This window comes from Actinomadura madurae (assembly GCF_900115095.1).
Taxonomy (GTDB): Bacteria; Actinomycetota; Actinomycetes; order Streptosporangiales; family Streptosporangiaceae; genus Spirillospora; species Spirillospora madurae.
The window spans coordinates 1-18,232 of sequence record NZ_FOVH01000024.1 but is presented as its reverse complement, the minus strand read 5'-3'; the positions used below and the strand labels follow the sequence as shown (position 1 = coordinate 18,232).

Here is an 18,232-nt window from a genome sequence, read left to right as displayed (position 1 = left end):
CGGATGGGACGTGGCCGGTCAGGCCGAGGGCGGATCCCGGTGGTCGCGAGGCATCCGCAGGACGAAACGGGCACCCCGGTCGCTGTCCTCGATGGTGAGGGTCCCGCCGTGCAACCGGGCGATCTCCCGGGCGATGGGCAGGCCGAGGCCCGTCCCGCCGGGATCGCGGGCCTTGCTGTCCTCCAGGCGCGCGAAACGCCGGAACACCAGGTGCCGGTCCTGCTCGGCAATGCCCACCCCGTCGTCGAGGACCTCCAGGACGGCGGCACCGTCCTCCCGGGCCACCGTGACGTCCACCCGGGACTCGGCGTGCCGCTCCGCGTTGTCCAGCAGGTTCGTCAGCAGGCGGACGAGGCGGAGCCGGTCGCCCAGCACGATCACGCCCTCCTGCAGGTGCGGGACGATCATCTTCGTCCGCTCCGACCTCGCCACCTCGATGGTGACCAGCGCGCCGAGGTCGACCGGCTCCACGTCCTGCCATGCCGCCGCGTCCAGCCGGGCCAACTGGAGCAGGTCCGTCACGATCGCCTGCAGCCGTTCGAGGCTCTGCAGGACGGCCCGTGCCGTCTGCGGCCAGTCGACCTGGTCGGGGAACAGCAGCGCCTCCTCGATCTGCGTGCGGGCCGCGGCGATGGGGCTGCGCAGATCGTGGGACGCGTCGGAGGTGAAGCTGCGCTGCTGCTCCAAAGCCCTGTCCAGGCGGTCGAGCGTCGCGTTCGCGGCCTCCGCGAGCCGCCTGATCTCGTCCCGGTTCTCCGGCACCGTCACCCGGCGCCCCGACTGGTCGGCGGTGATCTCCGACAGCTCGGCCCGGATCGCGTCCACCGGGGCGAGGGTCTGGTCGACCGTCCCCCAGGCGCGCAGGCACGCCAGCAGGATCACCAGCAGCGAGACGCTGGCCAGGAAGAGGATGAGCCCGCCGCTGACATACCAGGGGACGGTCGGCACGGCGGCGTAAATGATCCAGTCGCCCGCGGGCTGGAACACGCGGAAGCCGATGACCCACTGGCAGCCGCTCAGCCCCGGCGGGGAGCACAGGGTGTCGGCGTCGAACACGCGGAACCTCGACGGATCGAACCGGGCGATCGGCGGACCGTCCAGCGTCGGGCCCGGCGTCCCGGCGATGACCGTCCGGGTCTGGTCCAGCACCTGCACGACGACGCCGTCCGGCGTGACGAGGGGGCCGCTCACCTGCCCGCGCCTGATCTCGTAGGCCGTGCTCAGCGCGGCGGACGTCGCTTTGCTCCGCGAGGAGGTGGTCTCCGCCCCCCGGGCCTCCACCAGGATCAGCGTGGTGACGATGGCACAGATCACGACGGTGACCGCCCCGGCAATGACGGTCATCCGCACCCGTATGGACCATGTGCGCCGTCCGTACACCCGACCTCCCGCAGGTGAGGTAATCACCGCCCGGACCGAAATCAGTCCTCTGAACAGCAGCGACGCCGCCAATAGAGGTCAAAGAAAAGGTTGCCCGGCCGGTCCGTTCCGCAGAAGCGGGAGCGCTGGACCGGTGCCGGATTAGCATGTCCGGTTATGGAGCTGCGCCAGCTTGAGTACTTCGTGGCAGTGACCGAAGAGGCGAGCTTCACCAAGGCCGCCGCCCGGCTGCACGTCGCCCAGCCCGGCGTGAGCGCCCAGATCCGGCAGCTGGAACGGGAACTGGGGCAGCCCCTGCTCGACCGGTCCGGGCGGACCGTCCGGCTGACGGAGGTCGGCGCCGCCGTCCTGCCCTACGCGCGGGCGGCCCTCGCGGCGGTCGAGGGCGCCCGGCGGTCGGTGGACGAGCTGACGGGGCTGCTGCGCGGGCACGTCACCATCGGCACCATCGACTGGATCCGGTCCCTCGACCTCCCCGGCATGCTCGCCGGATTTCACCGCGACCATCCGGACGTGGAGATCACGGTCCTCCAGGAGGACGCCGACACGCTCACCGGCGGGCTCCGTGCCGGGCGGATCGACCTGGCGTTCCTCAGCATCGGCGCCGAACCGCCCGACGGCATCGCCACCAAGGTCGTCATCGAGCAGGACCTCGTCGCGGCGGTGCCGCACGGCCATCCGCTGGCGCGGCGGTCCACGCTCCCGCTGCGGACCCTCGCCGACCAGGACCTGATCTGCCTGCCGAAGGGGACCGGGATGCGGGCCGTCCTGGACGGGGCCTTCGCCGACGCCGGGCTCCGTCCGCGCATCGCGTTCGAGGCCGGCGAGCCGCCCGTGCTGGCGGAGATCGCCGGGCACGGCCTCGGCGTGGCCGTCCTGCCCGAGTCCGCCGCCCGGAGCGTGCCGGACGTCCTGCACGCGATGCCGATCGTCCGGCCGCGGCTGAGCGGGCGGATCGCGCTCGCCTGGCGCGCCGAGGGACCGCGCAGCCCGGCGGCGCGGGCACTGATCGCCCGCGCCCGCCGGGTCACCCCCTGATCAGGCGGCCCGCCTGGCGGTGCCCTTCAGGAGCCGGTCGAGAACGTCCGGCTTGTTGGTGATGATGCCGTCCACGCCGAGGCCGATGGCCTTCTTCATGGCGGCGGAATCGTTGATCGTCCAGGTCAGCACGTCCATGCGGTTGGAGTGCACCGCGCGGACGTAGGACGCGGTCAGGTCATTGTACGTGGGGTTGATCTGGTCGGCGTAGGACGCCAGCTTCCGCAGCTCCCCGGTCTTGGGCGTGCCGAGCAGCCCCGTCGGCACCTTCGGCAGCACCGCGTGGAAGCGCCGCACCGACTCCCAGTCGAACGACTGGACGACGAGGAGCCGCTCGCGCGGGTCGTACCGCAGCCAGGACGGCGAGCGCCGCAGCTCCGCGGCGATCCGCTTCTCGATGCCCGGGTAGAGCGCCGGGCTCTTGATCTCCAGGAGCAGCCCGAGGCCCTTGCCGCGCATCGCGCGGAGCGCCTGCCCCAGCGTCGGGACGCGCTCACCGGCGTACTTCTTCGCGAACCACGACCCGGCGTCCAGCCTCCTGATCTCGGCGAGGGTGAAGTCGGCGACCCTGTAGGGCGCGCGGCCGGGGTAGACCTTCTCGACGTTCGTCGTCCGGCCGAGCGTGGTGTCGTGCATGAGCACGAGCTTGTGGTCCTTGGTCTCCTGCACGTCCAGCTCGAACATGTCCGCGTTCTGGACCTTGGCCAGCCGGAACGCGGCGAGCGTGTTCTCCGGCGCGTACGCGGACGCGCCGCGGTGCGCGACGTTCACGACGTCCCTGGCGGCCGCGGCGGTCGTGGCGGCCCTGGGAGCGGTAGGGGCGGTGGCCCTGGGAGCGGTAGGGGCGGCGGCTTCGGCGGTCGCCACCGGAACGGTGATCGCCGCCGTGGTCACGACGACGACGAGCGCGAGACGATTCCGTCGGTGCATCGGTCACCTTTCGGGAGCCGGACTGTCCGCCCCCACCCTGGGACCTTCTGGTGACGACAGCGTTACGGGTCGGTAGCAGACTGTGTACATCCGGCGACAATACGCATCCGGGGTGGTCCCGGAAGTGCCGGACACGGCGCTTCCGGCGAAAAGATCAGCCGGTGTCGTCCGGTTCGCCGGACTCCCCCGCACGGGCGCTCTTCGCGGCCCGGGACAGCACCAGCGCCCCGAGCACCAGCCGCCGGCTGCGCCGCAGCGGGCGCGGGAAGCGGACGCGGGACCGCCGCGCCGCCGGCCGCGGCTCCGGAAGCGCCGGCCACCGGGGCGTGCCCAGCCGGGTCGGGCGGCTCCGGCCGCGCAGGATCACCGAGCGGCCGATGTCCCACTCGTCCGACTCGGCCAGATGCGCGAGGTCGAGGACGGCGGCCGAGGCGAGCACCCGCGCGTCCTCCCCCTTGGCCAGGTCGCTGAGGCGGGCCGCCTCGTTCACGGGGTCGCCGATCACCGTGTACTCGAACCGCTCCTCGGCGCCGATGTACCCGGCGACGACCGGGCCCGCGGACACGCCGATGCCCGCGTCCAGCATCGGGACCTCGGCGCGCAGCCGCACCGCCAGCTCGCGGGCCGCGCCGAGCGCCCCGCCGGCCGAGTCCTCCAGCTGGGTGGGCGCCCCGAAGATCGCGAGTGCCGCGTCCCCCTCGAACTTGTTGATCCAGCCGCCGTGCCCCGCCACGACCGCCACCACGACGCCGAAGAACCGGTTGAGCAGCCCGACCACCTCGTCCGGGCCCCGCGTGTCGGCCAGCCGGGTGGAGCCGGTGAGGTCGACGAACAGCACCGCCACCTCGCGCGTCTCGCCGCCGAGCGTGATGTCGCCGCGCTCCAGCGCCAGGTCGGCGACCTCCTCACCGACGTGCCGTCCGAACAGGTCGCGCAGCCGCTCGTTCTCGCGGAGCCCGGCGACCATGTGGTTGAAGCCCGCCTGCAGCTGCCCGACCTCGCTCGCGTCGTACACCGCGACCTCGGCGCCGAGATCGCCCCGCTCGACCTGCGCCATCCCGGTGCGCACCGACCTGATCGGGTCGGCGATCGCCTTCGTCGCCATGTAGAGGACGTAGGCCCCGGCGACCAGCGCGGCCCCGCCCACGCCCAGGATCGTGATCGCGAGCTGGGTGACGTTGATGTCCGGCGCGGCCAGCGCGGCGATCGCGACGCAGATCAGCCCGAACACCGGGATCGCCGTCCCCAGCGTCCAGGCGAGCATCACCCGCGTCGTCACGCCGGGCAGCCGGAACCGTTTCGGACGCTCCCTGCCCAGCACCAGCGCCGCCGCCGGCCGCAGCAGCCGCTCCGACAGCAGGTAGACGATCGTGCACGTCGTCGCCGCGCCGAGCAGGCACGTCAGGCCCGTCTTCACGGCCAGCCGCCCGGTGAACAGGACCAGGTCGAGCACCGCCCAGCCGAGCGCCCCCACCGCCCAGAGCGCGCCGACGAGCAGGGTCAGCCGCAGCGGCCCGAGCAGCACCGCCCGGCGCTGCAGCCGGTCGGGCTCCCCGCCGTCCCGGACGAACGTCACCACCGGACGCCACAGCCGGAGCCCCGCGACCAGCGCCACCGGCGCCGCGACGAACGGGTAGCCGAAGAACGCCAGCGCGTTGATCAACCGCACATGGTCGCGGTCGGCCAGCGGAGGATCGGGGATCACGAACGTCGCGAACAGCAGCACGACCAGCGAACCGACGACGTTCGCGACGCCCACCACGACCAGCAGGACCCATCGGACTCGGATCTCCAGCATGCTGGTCACGCGCGCCTCCGGAGGGAAGGAACCGCTCAGGGGGGATCATCCCACGGCAGGAGGGCGCCCTCTCTCTCAGGCGCTCGCGCCCTCCTCGGCCACCGGAACCTCCACCGGCTCGACCCGCGACGCCCTCCGCACGAACGGCCAGCCGACCACGACCAGCGCCGCCCACGCCACCATCACGTACAGCGCGACCCTTGTGTCGGCCTCCCATGCGATCGTCACGGTGACGAACGCGAAGAACGCCAGTACCACCCAGTTCGTGTACGGCGCCCACGGCATCCGGTACGGCGACCGCGGCAGCTCCCCGGCCGCCGACCGCCGCCGGTAGATCATGTGCGCCACCAGGATGACCGTCCAGACCAGCAGGGCACCCCCCGTCGACACCGACGTGATGTACGCGAACGCCTTCTCCGGCACCACCGCGTTGACGATCACGCCGATGCCCATGACCAGCGCGGAGATGACGACGGTCAGCACGGGGACACCGCGCCCGCTCAACCGTCCGAGCACCTTCGGCCCGTCGCCGTTCACCCCGGCCGTCCGCAGCATCCGGGACGTCGAGTAGAGCCCGCCCGCGTTGCACGACGACAGCGCGGCGGTCAGCACCACGAAGTTGACGATGTCCCCGCCGCCCTTGATGCCGATCTGGTCGAACGCCAGGACGAACGGGCTCGCCCCGCCCTTGAACGCCGTCCACGGCACCACCGCGAGGATCACCAGCAGCGACCCGAGGTAGAACAGCGCGAACCGCACCGGCAGCGCGTTGATCGCCCGCGGGATGTTCTTCTCCGGATCCTTCGCCTCGCTCGCCGTCACACCCACCAGCTCGACGCCCAGGTAGGCGAACATCACCATCTGCAGCGTCATGATCGTGGCGCCGTACCCCTCGGGGAAGACCCCGCCGTGCCCCCACAGGTTCCCGACCCGCGCCGTGTCCCCGGCATCGCTGAACCCGAAGACCAGCACCCCGAGCCCCGCCAGGATCATCATCACGATCGCCGCGACCTTGATCATCGCGAACCAGAACTCCAGCTCGCCGAAGAGCTTCACCGAGATCAGGTTCACCACGAACAGGACCAGCAGCGCGACCAGCGCCGTCTGCCACTGCTCGACGCCCGGCCACCACTTCTGGATGTACTGGCCGGCCGCCGTCAGCTCCGCCATGCCGGTCGTCACCCAGATGATCCAGTACGTCCAGGTCGTGGCGTAACCCCAGAAGGGCCCCAGGAACTCCCGGGCATACCCGGCGAACCCACCCTCCGTCCGGCGGTACGTCAGCAGCTCACCGAGCGCCCGCAACACGAAGAACAGCGCCAGCCCCGCCACGGCGTACGTCAAGACGAGACTCGGGCCGGCCTTGGCGATGTTCTCCCCGGCCCCGAGGAACAACCCCGTCCCGATCGTCCCGCCGATCGCCAGCATCTGGATCTGGCGAGTACCAAGCCCTCGCTGATACCCCTGGCCCGCTGGGAGCTTCGCGACCACCCGTCCCCCTCACACACCAAACGCCACTAACCAGACACGCACGGTAACGCACCCCGGACAGGCCAGGGCGCCCGTCACCCGGTATCAGCCCGATCCCCCTCCGTCACGATCTTGCCCCGCTCGCCCCGCGATAACCGAGTTGGCGCGCCCCTCGGCCATCGCGTATGCTCTCGGACGTCGCCAAGCGCCGGGCCACCCGGCCGAGACACCCCTCCGAAGCCGTTAAGCTCGGAGCAGCAAGGTCCTGTGGAGCAGTTAGGAGTGCTCGCCACCCTGTCAAGGTGGAGGCCGCGGGTTCAAATCCCGTCAGGACCGCCAGACGTGCGGATGCACGTCCTGGGCAGGTAGCTCAGTCGGTACGAGCGTCCGCCTGAAAAGCGGAAGGTCGGCGGTTCGACCCCGCCCCTGCCCACCTGGTCCTCTGACCAGCGAGAACAGCGGTAACGGATTGATCACCGTCGGTGTACACCGCTTGAACAGAGGAAAACTATCTCCCGATGGGTACCGCCCGTACGCGGCGCCCGAAGGACCTCCGAGCAGGTACCTTCCAGCCCGCGATCAACTCGTTCACCCTCCACCTCAACGCCGAGGGGAAGTCCCCGAAGACCGTCCGCACCTACGCCGAAGCGGCGCAGTGGTTCGCGGCCGAGCACCTTCGACGCAACACCGACCACACCGACTGGGACGACGTCACCCCCGACGACGTCCGCGCCTGGACGGTCTGGCTCCTCAACACCTACTCCGACAGCTACGCCAACAACCAGTACCGGGCACTGCAGCAGTTCTTCAAGTGGTGGTCCACCGACGAAGAGCTGCCCAACCCCATGGCCAAGCTCCGTCCGCCCGCCGTCGGCGAGAAGGTCGTTCCCGTCTTCACCGACGAGGAACTCGCCAAGCTCCTCAAGCACTGCGAGGGCAAGACCTTCACCCAGCGCCGCGACTACGCCATCCTCACGCTCTTCAAGGCGACCGGCCTGCGGCTCTCGGAACTCGTCGGCATCGTCTACGACGCCGATGACTCCGAACGCAGCGACCTCGACCTGATGCGCCGCGAACTCCTTGTCACCGGGAAGGGCAACAAGCAGCGCATTGTTCGGTTCGGGCATCCGTCCGCCCGAGCGCTCGACCGTTACATTCGGGTCCGCAACAAGCACACCAACGCTTCCAATCGTCACCTCTGGCTGGGCAGCAACAACCGCCCGCCCATGACCGCCAACGGCATCTACCAGATGGTCGTCCGCCGCGGCGGAGAATGTGGCGTGATCGTCCATCCGCACAAGTTCCGCCACCACTTCTCCCACACCTGGCTCGACAAGGTCGGCGCCGAAGGCGACCTGATGGAGCTCAACGGCTGGTCCTCACCCCAGATGCTCCGCCGCTACGGCCGCAGCGCCGCCAGCACCCGAGCCCGCCGCACCTACGACCGCATCATGGAGGATTGAAGGCCCGCCCACAAAAAGGGCCCTGGCGCTGACGCGCCGGGGCCCTTTTCTGAACTCAGCCCTTCTTCCTCACCTGCGCCGACCGCTTGGCCAGCCGCAGCATGTAGGCCCGCTTGGCCAACTCGGCCCGCCGCCGTCGCTCCTCCAGCGGAAGCACACCCTCCGGGTCAACCTCTCGCTCAAACCGAGCCAGGAAGGCGTCCCTCCCCGGCTTCGTGCGCTGCTTCCGATCCCGGGTCTTGCTCCATGACACAAGCACAGCGATCCGCTTGTCGATCTCCGCCACGGTCCCCCTGTTCCACGTCGGCGATTGCTCAGATCGTCGCCCTTCCTGCCGCCACACTCTTCTTCATCAGCCGAGTAACGCATTTGCGTCACTTCGAGCTACTTTGACAGAAATGTCATTACTTTCAGGCCACTCTCTCGACGATGCATTGCACAACAGTGATAGTCAATTGCCGCAAGGTCAAGGCGTGTTGCCTCATCACCGATGGATGCCTATCCGACATGCCCTTTATGGCGTCGTCTGCCTGGCCTGCCTGGCCTGCCGGGGCGGCGACCGAGCCGTCCGCGAGAGGGCCGGGCTCCGTCCGGTCGTCCGCCTCCCGGCGGACGGAAGTCCGGGGCGCCGGACCAAGCGGCGGCGGGGGCTCGGTCTCCCGGCCGCACTACGGCGAAGCTTGGTCTGCTATGTCCCGCAGAGGGACGCCGCCACGCCTCTGTTCCGCATCGGCTGCGATCACGCTCTTGGGGAGAACGACAGTTTCAGCGCCCTGTCCTGCCGCCAGTATCGAGGCTGGCTTGCCCATCTGCGGACACCATGGCTTCCGGGATCGCGCCCGATCCCGCGCCTCCCAGCACTGGACCGCGCTCGGTCCATCCACGAAAAGGGCACGATATCCATATCTTGCCCCGCGGAGCCTGTGGCAGGCAGACATCAGCCATCCCCTGGAGTAGTGCAAGCATCATCGCCGCACCCGGGCGGAGCAAGATATGGAAATCCTAAGGATTTCCAGCAGAACCGGGCGCGGTTCCGTTGCTGGCGCTCTCCGGGCGCCCCGACGAACTCGCCGTGCTGCCCCGCTCGGGGCAGTGCTTCGCATCATGGTGCGCCCGCCACGCGTGCGCCCGTCCCGGACGCCAACCGTGGCGGGACCGGACGCGCACGAGCCTGGACGACCACGGGCAGGACGTGAGCTGATGCGGGGACCCGCCGAAGGGCCAGGGCGTCCGGTGGTACGGCGCTGGTCCTTGGCGCAGTCGTGCGCCTGGTCGGCGCTGCCGGGAGTACCTCGGCCACTCATCCAGAGACCGAGCCGAACAACGTCCGCCCCACCCATCCTCGTCATCGCGGCACGAGTTCTCGCACGCGCAGAATCTCGTTCGCCCGCCGCAGTTCCCGGTTCTCGCGCTCCGGTTCCGCGATCCATTGCGCGTCGCTGGTCATCGCCCCCGGACGCCGCCCGCCATCGAACTCGGCCAGGTCCGCAACGCCTCCCGATGCCCTGAAGCTGGTCGGCGACCCTGGCGATCGTTCCGGTCCTCGCATCTGTCTGCCTACGCAGTTCAAAACCACTCGGACCGCGCGCTCACGCGGCTCGACGGGGGTACTTCATCGGGATTGCCACCCCTCCAGGTATCAGAGCCTTCACCCCACCCGAGGCGCTCGGTTACCAGCGCAAACGCTCCGAGGGCAAGAATCGCAAAGAAGCCCTGACCAGCCTGAAAGATGCCTCTGCGACGTCGTCTATCGAAGTTCCTCCGCTTATGCTCACATAGCGTCACGGCCTGTCTATGCTCGACGAGCATTAATCACCTCGGCCGCGTACCGTCGACACCAGAAAAGCTGTCTTCATAGTGTCCGAAAGCGGCCACAGGGATGCTTTGCCGTCACACTGCGGTAGTGCAGGTCAGACAGCGTTTCATCAAATCTGTGACATGGACTGACTCACTTGTCAAGCCCTTGATCACCGAAGTTGATCACGATAGAAAGATCGCGTCCGGATTATTCCTCACCAGATCCCGCTTTGAATGGACGAAAGTCAGCGACGTATCTATCACCCAACACTGCGAGTCCTCCCACGTCTTCCTTGGTGAAGTTTCGCGAAGGGTTGATCTACATGAAAAAACGAAGTTCTGTGTGCAGGCTGGCGGCAATGAGCGTAGTTGCCACTGCCGCCATCCAGATGAGCCTCGCAACGGCGCACCTGCATGCCGACATACTGCACGCAAAGGTGGTGAGTGAAAACCCGGTCGACCACACTCCACATGTGCTGGACGGAACGGTATACGCACTTGCGGTCGTCGGTGACAAGGTGGTCGTAGGTGGAAACTTCACCCAGATTCAGGAGGCTGCCGCCGGCTCTCCAGTGATGAATCGCAAGAACCTGTTCGCCTTCGACATCAACACAGGAAAGGTCGACGCCGGTTTCGTGCCAGAGGTGGACGACGTAGTTCGGTCTCTTGCACCCGGCGGGGACGACACGGTCTATGTCGGCGGGGACTTCAAGACCGTTAACGGTGCGCTGATGAGGAGACTGGCTCGGCTCAAAATCGCCGATGGCGTTGCGCACCCGAGCTTCACACGGGTGCAGATCAACTGGGGCAGGCTCCAGACGATGACCCGTCGTGGCGATCACCTGTACATAGGCGGATCTCTGGACACCATCACCGATTCGGTCACCGGTATCACGCGCAAGGCTGTGGCCAGGCTCGATGCGGAGACCGGTGCAATCGATCCGGCCTTCGACATCGTGGTGAGCGAACCGCGTGCCGAGGACGCCTCGTTGACCGTGAAGAATCTGGCCGTCAACCCCGCTGATAGCAAGATGGTCATCAGCGGAACATTCACGGTGGTCAATGGGCAGAGCAGATCGCAGATTGCGTTGATCGATCTCGGAACCGCTCCACAATTGTCAAGTTGGGCGACTGAAAAGTTCACCCCCACATGCAGCACTCAGTACGACACCTACATGCGCGGTATGGACTTCTCGCCGGACGGCCAGTACTTCGTCATCACAACGACCGGTGGCGCCGGTTATGGTACGTCAACAATGTGCATGTCCGCGTCCCGCTGGGAAACTGACCGCATTGGCCCTGGCCAGCAGCCGACATGGACGAACTACACCGGTGGAGACACCCTCTTGTCGGTGTCGGTTACTGGAGCAGCAGTCTATGTGGGCGGTCACCAACGCTGGATGGACAATCCTCGTGGCAACGGCAATGCCGGCCCCGGTGCAATCGAACGGACTGGCATCGCCGCCATCGATCCAGACTCCGGGAAGTCAAGCGACATCCCATGGAACCCGACCCGAGACCGAGGCGTAGGCGTAGAGGCACTGGTGGCCACATCCAATGGCCTGCTGGTCGGCAGTGACACCGATCAACTGGGCCACGAGTACCACGGTCGCGTGGGGATGTTCCCACTGGACTGACCAGAACACCGCTTCTCCTGTCTACCACGATGTGGCAGCCGAGGCCGGACCAGGCGTTCCCGAACGGTCGGGCGGCACCACCGCATGCCCTGCCAATTTACCCACCACGGTGAAGTCGGCACTGCCAACTGAACGTCAGCGAGGGAGTGAAGCAAAGATGCGACCATTGCGGCGAGCAATGGCCATCGCCGCGACATTGATCGCGGTACTGGCCTGCACCGCTCAAATCCCTGCCCTGGGGGCAGCGGAATCAGACATCCGGACGGTAGTGCTTCCACCTGGCGCAGAACTTACGCTGGCCAACATAGAAAGGTATCCGGAGGTGCCGTGGCTCGACGTCGACGAGGTAGAGCGGCGGCGTTACGGACAGTACGGCATCCGCAGTACCGACTCTAAGGAGTTCGCAGACGAACGCGGTCCCGGCATGGCTCGCGTCGCAGATATCTGGACCGAATGCCTCAGTCGGAACTTCACGATCGACGGTCCGGCGGTCCCGTGGGTCCGGGATCATTATGCGATGTGTGCCCGAGGGTACGCCGCAGCCGTGGAGACAGACAACTCCCTCGATGGGATCAAGTGGTCAATTTCGGTGCCGTACACGATCGTCGCGATAGGGTCCAAGACTGAGCGAACCATCGATGTGAACCTGAGAATGCACACGCAAAATATCACGACCAACGGCACGCCTCCTGATCCAGACCCGATCCTGAAGGTAGAGCTGTTCTGCAAGGACCTGCACTTCGACGGGGACGCGGCCGCCGCCAAGACCTGCCAGATCGACAACAACGCTCCTGGGCAGTCACTTGTCATCCAGAAGCGGATCAGTGCATGGCGGGCTGCCCCGGATGATTACGCCTTCCGTGTCACCTCGGACGACTCCGGGACTGGCTGGACCGAACCGCAGATCATACGCGGTGGACCGGAAAAGGTCGTGGTTTCCAACCTCGGGATGAACTTCCATTACCCGATTTCCACCATGACCCCTAACGGACGTAAAGCGTGGCAGACGTCCGCGAGGTTCGACAGCGCCGAATACCTGAAATTTGTGAGCGGGGTAGGCGGGAAGGGAGCGGTCTTCTACGACATCATACCCAGCCTGGTATACCGCAGAAATGATGTGACGACTCCCACTTATGATGGCGTGGCGGAGGTAGCGAAGCACATCTATGATGCGTTCGTCAATCCCGGCATCACCGTCCCCGAAGTTCCCGCCGGATCGCCGGCCAAGGTAGTCCCGGGCGCCTCGAACAATGAGGACGACACTATTCAGCGTCTATATTGGAACGAGGACAAGACCGCGAGATGGGAAGGTCGGATCAACCACAATCGGGAGCTCGCCCGAGCGGAGTGCTTCAAGAGCTGGGGTAATCCGCTCCCCATCGGGATGCAGTGCGACGAATTTCCCTTCGCAACCACTCACCAAGGCGCGGCCGGATCCAGGTACGACGACGCCATACAGCCGTATCGATGGTCGGCCAGAGCCGTTTCGGCAGTCGACAACGGTGAGGCCGGCGACCGCCTGAGCGCGTGGTACAGCCACGACCGCATCCTGGACTGGTCCTACAGCGGAAGGCTCCAGGACGATTTCTTCGTCAGAGTGCCGTAGCCTAATACCACAATAGTAACGCCCGGTTCTCTCGATCGGTGAGGGAACCGGGCGGTAACTATTGCAAGGTGATCTCGAGGTCGCCTGTCTGGGGGTCGTCGCCCGGTGTCCGGATCAACTGCCGCTACGTAGCTGGGACCGAGACGAAAGTCACCTTCCGTCTGTGATCCCGAAGTTTCCACGCTGGACAATCAAGGACTAGAAGGTCACCGATTACAGTTTCGCATGGCTCGGGCTGAGGGTGCGTCGTTGCTAGAGATGCTGGCAGGCATCACCAATCCGCGTCACCCGCGTGGAGTCCGGCACGCGCTGGGGGCGGTGCTGGGGACGGCGGCGATGGCACGCTCGCCAGGGCCACCGGCTACCGGGAGTTGGGATCGAGCGCAGCCGCCCTGCTCGAACGGCTACTGCGGCTGCTGGGCGCCCGATAGGACCAGGCTCGGCGGCGGTTCGCCGCGCCCACGGTGCCACCCTGCGGTGGGTGCTGATCGCGCTGGACTGCAAGGACTTGCATGGGCCCTTAAACACTGAGCGCCGGCTGGTGCTGTTCTCGCCCACCGCGGTGAGCACCAGGACGCCGTGGTGCTGGGACAGGCCCGCTTCCCGAGAGCACGACCTAGACCACCCAGGTGACCGCCGATGCCGCGCGCACCTGCGCCGAAACCGCCAGCCACCTGGCCGAAAACAAGAAGACCGACTACCTTCTGACGATTACGGAACAGGTCGCCGCTGCACGCCACGCCCCCATCACTATCGGTTGCGAGCTGATCAGCACTGATCCGTTCACCGGCACACTAAACGCGGCCATGGACGGATCAAGCCGCTGAACCACCTAGAGCACCGCAGCGGCGAAGGCCTGAGCCCGCAAGGCCTGGTCCGTCACGGCTCGCGGTCATCCGCCAAGACGTCGCCGACCCAGTCGGACCGCCGCTCAGCAAGAAGATCGTCCTTGTCCTCACCAGCTGCGTCCCCTGCGGCCGCCGAGATCATTGCGCACGTCCGGCGACACTGGGGTATCGAGAACCTCGAACACCAGCCACGCGACACCGTTTGGCTTGGGGATGGCCAGCAGGCATACCTGGGCAGCAGTCCCCGCGCCATGGCCGACCTCCGCAATCTGGCTCTCGGCCTGTTCAGTATCAGCGACATCACCAAGATCACGGAATCGCACAGGCCATGCGCCGGCGGCCCACACGCGCGATCCGGCTGATCACACAGCATCACCCCAACCATCAGCAGCCGACTTTGAAATCGCCGTCATACTATTGTGTCCATTGATTGGTGCCGAGGGGCCCCCAGACGGGTAGAATATTCTCGTCATTCACCTGCCACCGCTCGGGTGAGTCATCTGGGCCCAGGCAAAGCTTCCGTTCATGACTTCAGACGTCACGTGTACACCCGTTATCTCATCGGCCAACGTCAATGCACACAGTTCGACGCGCTCACTTGACTCCTTTTTTGATGCTTGCGAGTTGAGCAATCGAGTGAAGCGCTGAACGTAGGGGTTGTTTGTCGCAGGAGGATGTCGAGCGTCGAAATCCGCCAACATGGAACCTGCCGCGTAGTAGGTGAACGTTATGTCGCTGTTCACAGCGCGGTGGACGGACAGGGCTTCCATGTTGGCAAACGATCGGCGTCGCCCGATGCTCGTATCCCTGCTGCTCCATGCGAACACCCAGTCGCCTAGGTCTATGGCTGCAATAATTCGGTCAGAGCCGAATGGGTTGTGCTGGATCATTGCTTCGATGGACATAGGATTTGTGGGATGGGAGGTTCCTAGTTTCTCTAAGGTGGATTCGACACTCCCACCACCCCGAACGAACGAGAAACAAAAGGCATTGCGTAGCCACGACCAAGATTCATCGTCCATCCACTCGTAAGAGATGCTCATCTCACATATCATAGTACGATGACATCTAAAAGTCTATCGGCTCTATGTCGAGGCTGATCCCGTTCTGTGTGGAGCTATTTAGCTAACTAGCGATATTGATTCATGGCGGTTTGGTGAGTGAACGGGCCGGTGGTGTGGGCGTATGTCGGTGAGCAGTGGACTCCGTCGAGGGGGAGACGGTCAACTTCATAGCGAGAAACGGCCGATCAAGGGCTGGACGTGAGTTACAGGGCCCTGTCCTCAAGGTCGCAGGCCCCTGAGGCCGCGGCGGCGGCTTGCGTGACAAGGCAGAGCACCCTCCGCAAGACTTGGCCACTACATGCTTTGGGTAGCTGTCCTGTAGCGCTACGTGGTAGCTTGGCTGGAAAAACAATCCGCTTATCGGCGTCTGGCTCGTGAGCGACCTGGGTTTTCGCAGGTCAGTACAGCGCTCAGACGCTGTGACCTGAAAAGCGGAAGGTCGGCGGTTCGACCCCGCCCCTGCCCACCTCCACATCTCTGACCAGCCGAAACACGGTCAGAGGTGCTTTCATTTCCGGCCCTGAAGCAGCTTTAAGCGGATGCATACCGCTCGATCACCTTCCGCCTGTCGCCCTCGAAGATGATCAGTGCCCAGATCGGCTAACCGATCCACGTCCACCACGCTGGCCACGCCCGTGATCGACTTCACCATGGCAGCCCCCCGGCTTTCGAACGCTTCGCGGCAGAAGAGTGCGTTGTCGCTGACCGGGCTTGGCCGCCCGAAGTAGGTGGAGCATGTACCCCGGGACCCAGGGAGGCTCCTTTCCCTGGGAAGGAAGTGAACCACTGCCGTAGCGGGACAGCGCCAGGGCGATGCGCCGCTCGCGTACTTCTGAGTGAGTTGCCGCTGGTCTTCCGGCTCTGGGGTGTCGTCGAAGACCTTTTAGAGGGCGGTTCGCGAGTAAATGTCCGAGCTGCGTAGTGTGATCGTGTGAATTTGTAGCGTTACGGCCGGTCGGCAGGTTTGGGTGTGCTGGGATGGCGGAGTGAGTGAGCGCAAACCGTACCCGAGCGACTTATCCGACGAGCGGTGGGCCTTGATCGAGCCGGTGATCATGGCGTGGAAGGCCGCGCACCCTTCTGTCAGCGGTCACCAGGGCGGTTATGAGATGCGGGAGATCGTCAACGCGATCCTGTACCAGGGCCGGACCGGCTGCCAGTGGGACATTCTTCCGCATGACCTGCCGCTTCGCAGCGCGGTGTACTACTACTTCGCCAAGTGGCGTGATGATGGCACCGACCAGACGATCCATGGCCTGCTGCGCTGGCAGACGCGGGGAAACGGGGACGATTAGCCGATCCGAGCCTGGTGGTGCTGGACACCCAGAGCGTGCACGCGGCGGCTGGGGTGCCGTCGGAGACCACTGGCAGGGACGCGGGCAAGAAAGTTCCCGGTCGCAAGCGTGGGCTGGCCGTGGACGTGCTGGGCCTGGTTGTCGCGGTGGTGGTGCTGGCAGCCTCTGCGCATGAGAACAGCGCCGGGATCGCCCTGTTGGACCGGGTCTCCGCGCAGACCGGCGCCGTGCGCACGGCGCTGGTCGACCAGGGATTCAAGAACGCGGTCCTCACCCACGGCGCCTCGCTTGACATCGACGTGGAGGTCGTCGAGCGTAACCCGGCCGACAAGGGATTCGTTCCCCAGCCGAAGCGGTGGGTGGTGGAACAGACCTACGGGACACTCGCCCTGCACCGCCGGCTGGTCCGCGACTACGAACACCGTCCCGCCAGCTCCTAATCGCGCGTGTACTGGGCGATGAGCGATGTGATGGCCCGGCGGTTGACCGGCACCTCCAGCCCGTCCTGGCGTCCGGCATGACCGGGCAGGACCCGAACAGGCTCCTGCTGGACAAGATCGACGCGCGTGAGGAGGCCCTGGCCCGCGAGGCCGAGCAGACACGAGCTCAAATCGAGGAACTCACCGCGAGACTGCGTGAACTCGATGAGGCGATCGATCATCTGCGGATCACCCGCAAGACCCTTCACTCACTCGCCGACACCGACGACGCCAAGCCGCCCACGCCGCTTCCCACGCTGCCCGATCACCCCGCCTACCAGCGGATTATGGCCACATTCGCGGATGCCGGCCGGCCTTTGCGAGCTCGCGATCTGTGCCAGGCCCTGGACCTGCCCATCGTGTCGAAAACACCGAGAACATCCGCTCCAAACTCAAACGCCTGGTCACCCGCGGCATCCTCATCGAGACCGAGCCGGGATTGTTCACCCAGCCACGCCCGTAGCTCGGGCAGCGGCCCGTGATCGTCGTCGTTGTCTTTCTGCTCGCTAATAGTCGCGCTCGCAGAAGACACATGCCGTGTAAGCGCGCAGCGGGGTCAGGACACGGTGGCGTGCGCAGCAGAGGGCGACGACCTCCTTGAACACGGGGAAGACCAGGGGATCGGGGACGGCCGTGGACGGGTCGAACATGTTGACCACCTGGCGGAAATCCAGTAGGTAACCTTCAGCGAAGGGCGGATCGTAGCCGAGCTCGTCCCAGCGGTGGCGGCCGAGAGCTAGGCCGATGGTGCTTTGCACGAATTCCCGGTTCACAGCCTGCTTGGCAAGGGAATCCCCCCAGTCGATTTCCTTCAGGTCGAAGCCCACGGCTCCCCTACCGAAGACGGCCTGGTCCTGCAGTGCGATCAATCCGGCGAATCGAAGGTCCCACTCCCGGCTCGCCAGGGCGGACACCGCAAGCATGAGCACCTCGACGAAGACCTCAGTACCCCCGTTCGACATGTAAAGATCGCGGCCGCGGCCGCCGCCGCTGATCGTGTTCCCCATGCGCCCACCTTAAGCAGGAAATTCTGGCTGGAAGTTCCACGCGCCCTGACCAGCTAGCCTCAACCAACCCCAACGGCAAAAAGGACATCAACTCGCGAACCGCCCTCTTAGTGCGTGTTTGAGAAGGATCTTGTTATAGGTATTCGAGGGGGCGCCGGCGTTGACGGACGGCGGGCTGCCCGCCGCGGGCCATGCGGCGGGTCATGAGGCCGATGGCGGCCCAGCGGATCATGGCTTCGCTGGTGGCGGGGTCGCGTTCGTAGTCGCGGGCCAGCCGCCGGTGCGCGGTCAACCACGCCAGAGTCCGCTCTACCGCCCACCGTCTGGGCAGTACGGCGAACCCTTTCTGATCAGCGGGTTTGCGGACGATGTCGATGGTGGTGCGGAGGGTCTGGGCGGACCAGCCGACCAGCCGTCCGG

At 66.1% G+C, this 18,232-nt stretch carries 17 protein-coding genes and 3 tRNA genes; 11 read left to right on the top strand and 9 right to left on the bottom strand.

Translation table 11 applies throughout. From position 1 onward, the window contains the following. Positions 1-18: 18 nt before the first annotated feature. Positions 19-1,344, bottom strand: a complete 1,326-nt coding sequence (locus tag BM339_RS42120; RefSeq protein WP_075024477.1) for a sensor histidine kinase — start codon at positions 1,342-1,344, stop codon at positions 19-21. Between the two features lie 192 nt (positions 1,345-1,536). Between BM339_RS42120 and BM339_RS42115 the strand changes: the two genes are divergently transcribed. Then, positions 1,537-2,418 carry a LysR family transcriptional regulator gene (locus BM339_RS42115; RefSeq protein ID WP_075024476.1) on the top strand — a complete coding sequence of 294 codons (882 nt, stop codon included), beginning with the start codon at positions 1,537-1,539 and terminating at the stop codon, positions 2,416-2,418. On the opposite strand, the gene BM339_RS42110 is transcribed toward BM339_RS42115, so the two are convergent. From BM339_RS42110 to BM339_RS42100, 3 genes are all read right to left on the bottom strand, one after another. After that, positions 2,419-3,348: a glycerophosphodiester phosphodiesterase gene (locus BM339_RS42110; RefSeq protein ID WP_075024475.1), complete on the bottom strand. Its 930-nt coding sequence runs from the start codon at positions 3,346-3,348 to the stop codon at positions 2,419-2,421. 154 nt (positions 3,349-3,502) lie between these two features. Further along, positions 3,503-5,146 (bottom strand): adenylate/guanylate cyclase domain-containing protein, encoded by a 1,644-nt coding sequence (locus BM339_RS42105; RefSeq protein WP_083598492.1) that lies wholly within the window; start codon positions 5,144-5,146, stop codon positions 3,503-3,505. Positions 5,147-5,221: 75 nt separating this feature from the next. Then, complete coding sequence (locus BM339_RS42100; protein WP_075024474.1) at positions 5,222-6,637, bottom strand: amino acid permease; 1,416 nt, start codon at positions 6,635-6,637, stop codon at positions 5,222-5,224. Positions 6,638-6,877: 240 nt separating this feature from the next. Between BM339_RS42100 and BM339_RS42095 the strand changes: the two genes are divergently transcribed. The 3 genes from BM339_RS42095 to BM339_RS42085 all read left to right on the top strand — a co-directional run bounded on the left by BM339_RS42095 (position 6,878) and on the right by BM339_RS42085 (position 8,079). Then, a tRNA-Asp gene (locus tag BM339_RS42095) sits at positions 6,878-6,955 on the top strand. A gap of 20 nt (positions 6,956-6,975) precedes the next feature. Continuing rightward, positions 6,976-7,049 (top strand) — tRNA-Phe (locus BM339_RS42090). A gap of 85 nt (positions 7,050-7,134) precedes the next feature. After that, positions 7,135-8,079 carry a tyrosine-type recombinase/integrase gene (locus BM339_RS42085; protein WP_083598481.1) on the top strand — a complete coding sequence of 315 codons (945 nt, stop codon included), beginning with the start codon at positions 7,135-7,137 and terminating at the stop codon, positions 8,077-8,079. Between the two features lie 55 nt (positions 8,080-8,134). On the opposite strand, the gene BM339_RS42080 is transcribed toward BM339_RS42085, so the two are convergent. Beyond that, positions 8,135-8,365, bottom strand: coding sequence for a hypothetical protein (locus BM339_RS42080; protein ID WP_083598480.1), 231 nt, complete (start codon positions 8,363-8,365; stop codon positions 8,135-8,137). A gap of 1,870 nt (positions 8,366-10,235) precedes the next feature. Between BM339_RS42080 and BM339_RS42075 the strand changes: the two genes are divergently transcribed. The 3 genes from BM339_RS42075 to BM339_RS42065 all read left to right on the top strand — a co-directional run bounded on the left by BM339_RS42075 (position 10,236) and on the right by BM339_RS42065 (position 13,946). Continuing rightward, complete coding sequence (locus BM339_RS42075) at positions 10,236-11,513, top strand: hypothetical protein (protein ID WP_244938498.1); 1,278 nt, start codon at positions 10,236-10,238, stop codon at positions 11,511-11,513. Positions 11,514-11,691: 178 nt separating this feature from the next. Further along, on the top strand, positions 11,692-13,119 hold the full coding sequence (locus BM339_RS42070; RefSeq protein ID WP_177287908.1) for a NucA/NucB deoxyribonuclease domain-containing protein: 1,428 nt from the start codon (positions 11,692-11,694) through the stop codon (positions 13,117-13,119). Positions 13,120-13,748: 629 nt separating this feature from the next. Next, positions 13,749-13,946 carry a hypothetical protein gene (locus BM339_RS42065; RefSeq protein WP_075024471.1) on the top strand — a complete coding sequence of 66 codons (198 nt, stop codon included), beginning with the start codon at positions 13,749-13,751 and terminating at the stop codon, positions 13,944-13,946. A 128-nt stretch (positions 13,947-14,074) separates the two neighbouring features. Here BM339_RS42065 and BM339_RS49255 read toward each other — a convergent pair whose 3' ends face one another. Continuing rightward, positions 14,075-14,314 (bottom strand): hypothetical protein, encoded by a 240-nt coding sequence (locus tag BM339_RS49255; RefSeq protein ID WP_143118816.1) that lies wholly within the window; start codon positions 14,312-14,314, stop codon positions 14,075-14,077. A gap of 126 nt (positions 14,315-14,440) precedes the next feature. Then, the gene (locus tag BM339_RS49250; RefSeq protein ID WP_143118815.1) at positions 14,441-15,010 is read right to left on the bottom strand and encodes a DUF6461 domain-containing protein; all 570 of its coding nucleotides are present in this window, start codon (positions 15,008-15,010) and stop codon (positions 14,441-14,443) included. 349 nt (positions 15,011-15,359) lie between these two features. On the opposite strand from BM339_RS49250, the gene BM339_RS50420 reads away from it, so the two are divergent. The 4 genes from BM339_RS50420 to BM339_RS42050 all read left to right on the top strand — a co-directional run bounded on the left by BM339_RS50420 (position 15,360) and on the right by BM339_RS42050 (position 17,287). Next, positions 15,360-15,497, top strand: a tRNA-OTHER gene (locus tag BM339_RS50420). A gap of 520 nt (positions 15,498-16,017) precedes the next feature. Beyond that, on the top strand, positions 16,018-16,326 hold the full coding sequence (locus BM339_RS50975; RefSeq protein ID WP_075024470.1) for an IS5/IS1182 family transposase: 309 nt from the start codon (positions 16,018-16,020) through the stop codon (positions 16,324-16,326). A 14-nt stretch (positions 16,327-16,340) separates the two neighbouring features. Next, complete coding sequence (locus tag BM339_RS50970; protein ID WP_218163901.1) at positions 16,341-16,766, top strand: transposase; 426 nt, start codon at positions 16,341-16,343, stop codon at positions 16,764-16,766. 77 nt (positions 16,767-16,843) lie between these two features. Beyond that, positions 16,844-17,287, top strand: coding sequence for a prefoldin domain-containing protein (locus BM339_RS42050; protein ID WP_218163900.1), 444 nt, complete (start codon positions 16,844-16,846; stop codon positions 17,285-17,287). 24 nt (positions 17,288-17,311) lie between these two features. Here BM339_RS42050 and BM339_RS42045 read toward each other — a convergent pair whose 3' ends face one another. Further along, positions 17,312-17,812 carry a hypothetical protein gene (locus BM339_RS42045; protein WP_075024469.1) on the bottom strand — a complete coding sequence of 167 codons (501 nt, stop codon included), beginning with the start codon at positions 17,810-17,812 and terminating at the stop codon, positions 17,312-17,314. 133 nt (positions 17,813-17,945) lie between these two features. Further along, positions 17,946-18,232 (bottom strand): transposase (locus BM339_RS42040; protein ID WP_143118814.1); only part of this gene is annotated, 287 nt, incomplete at its 5' end.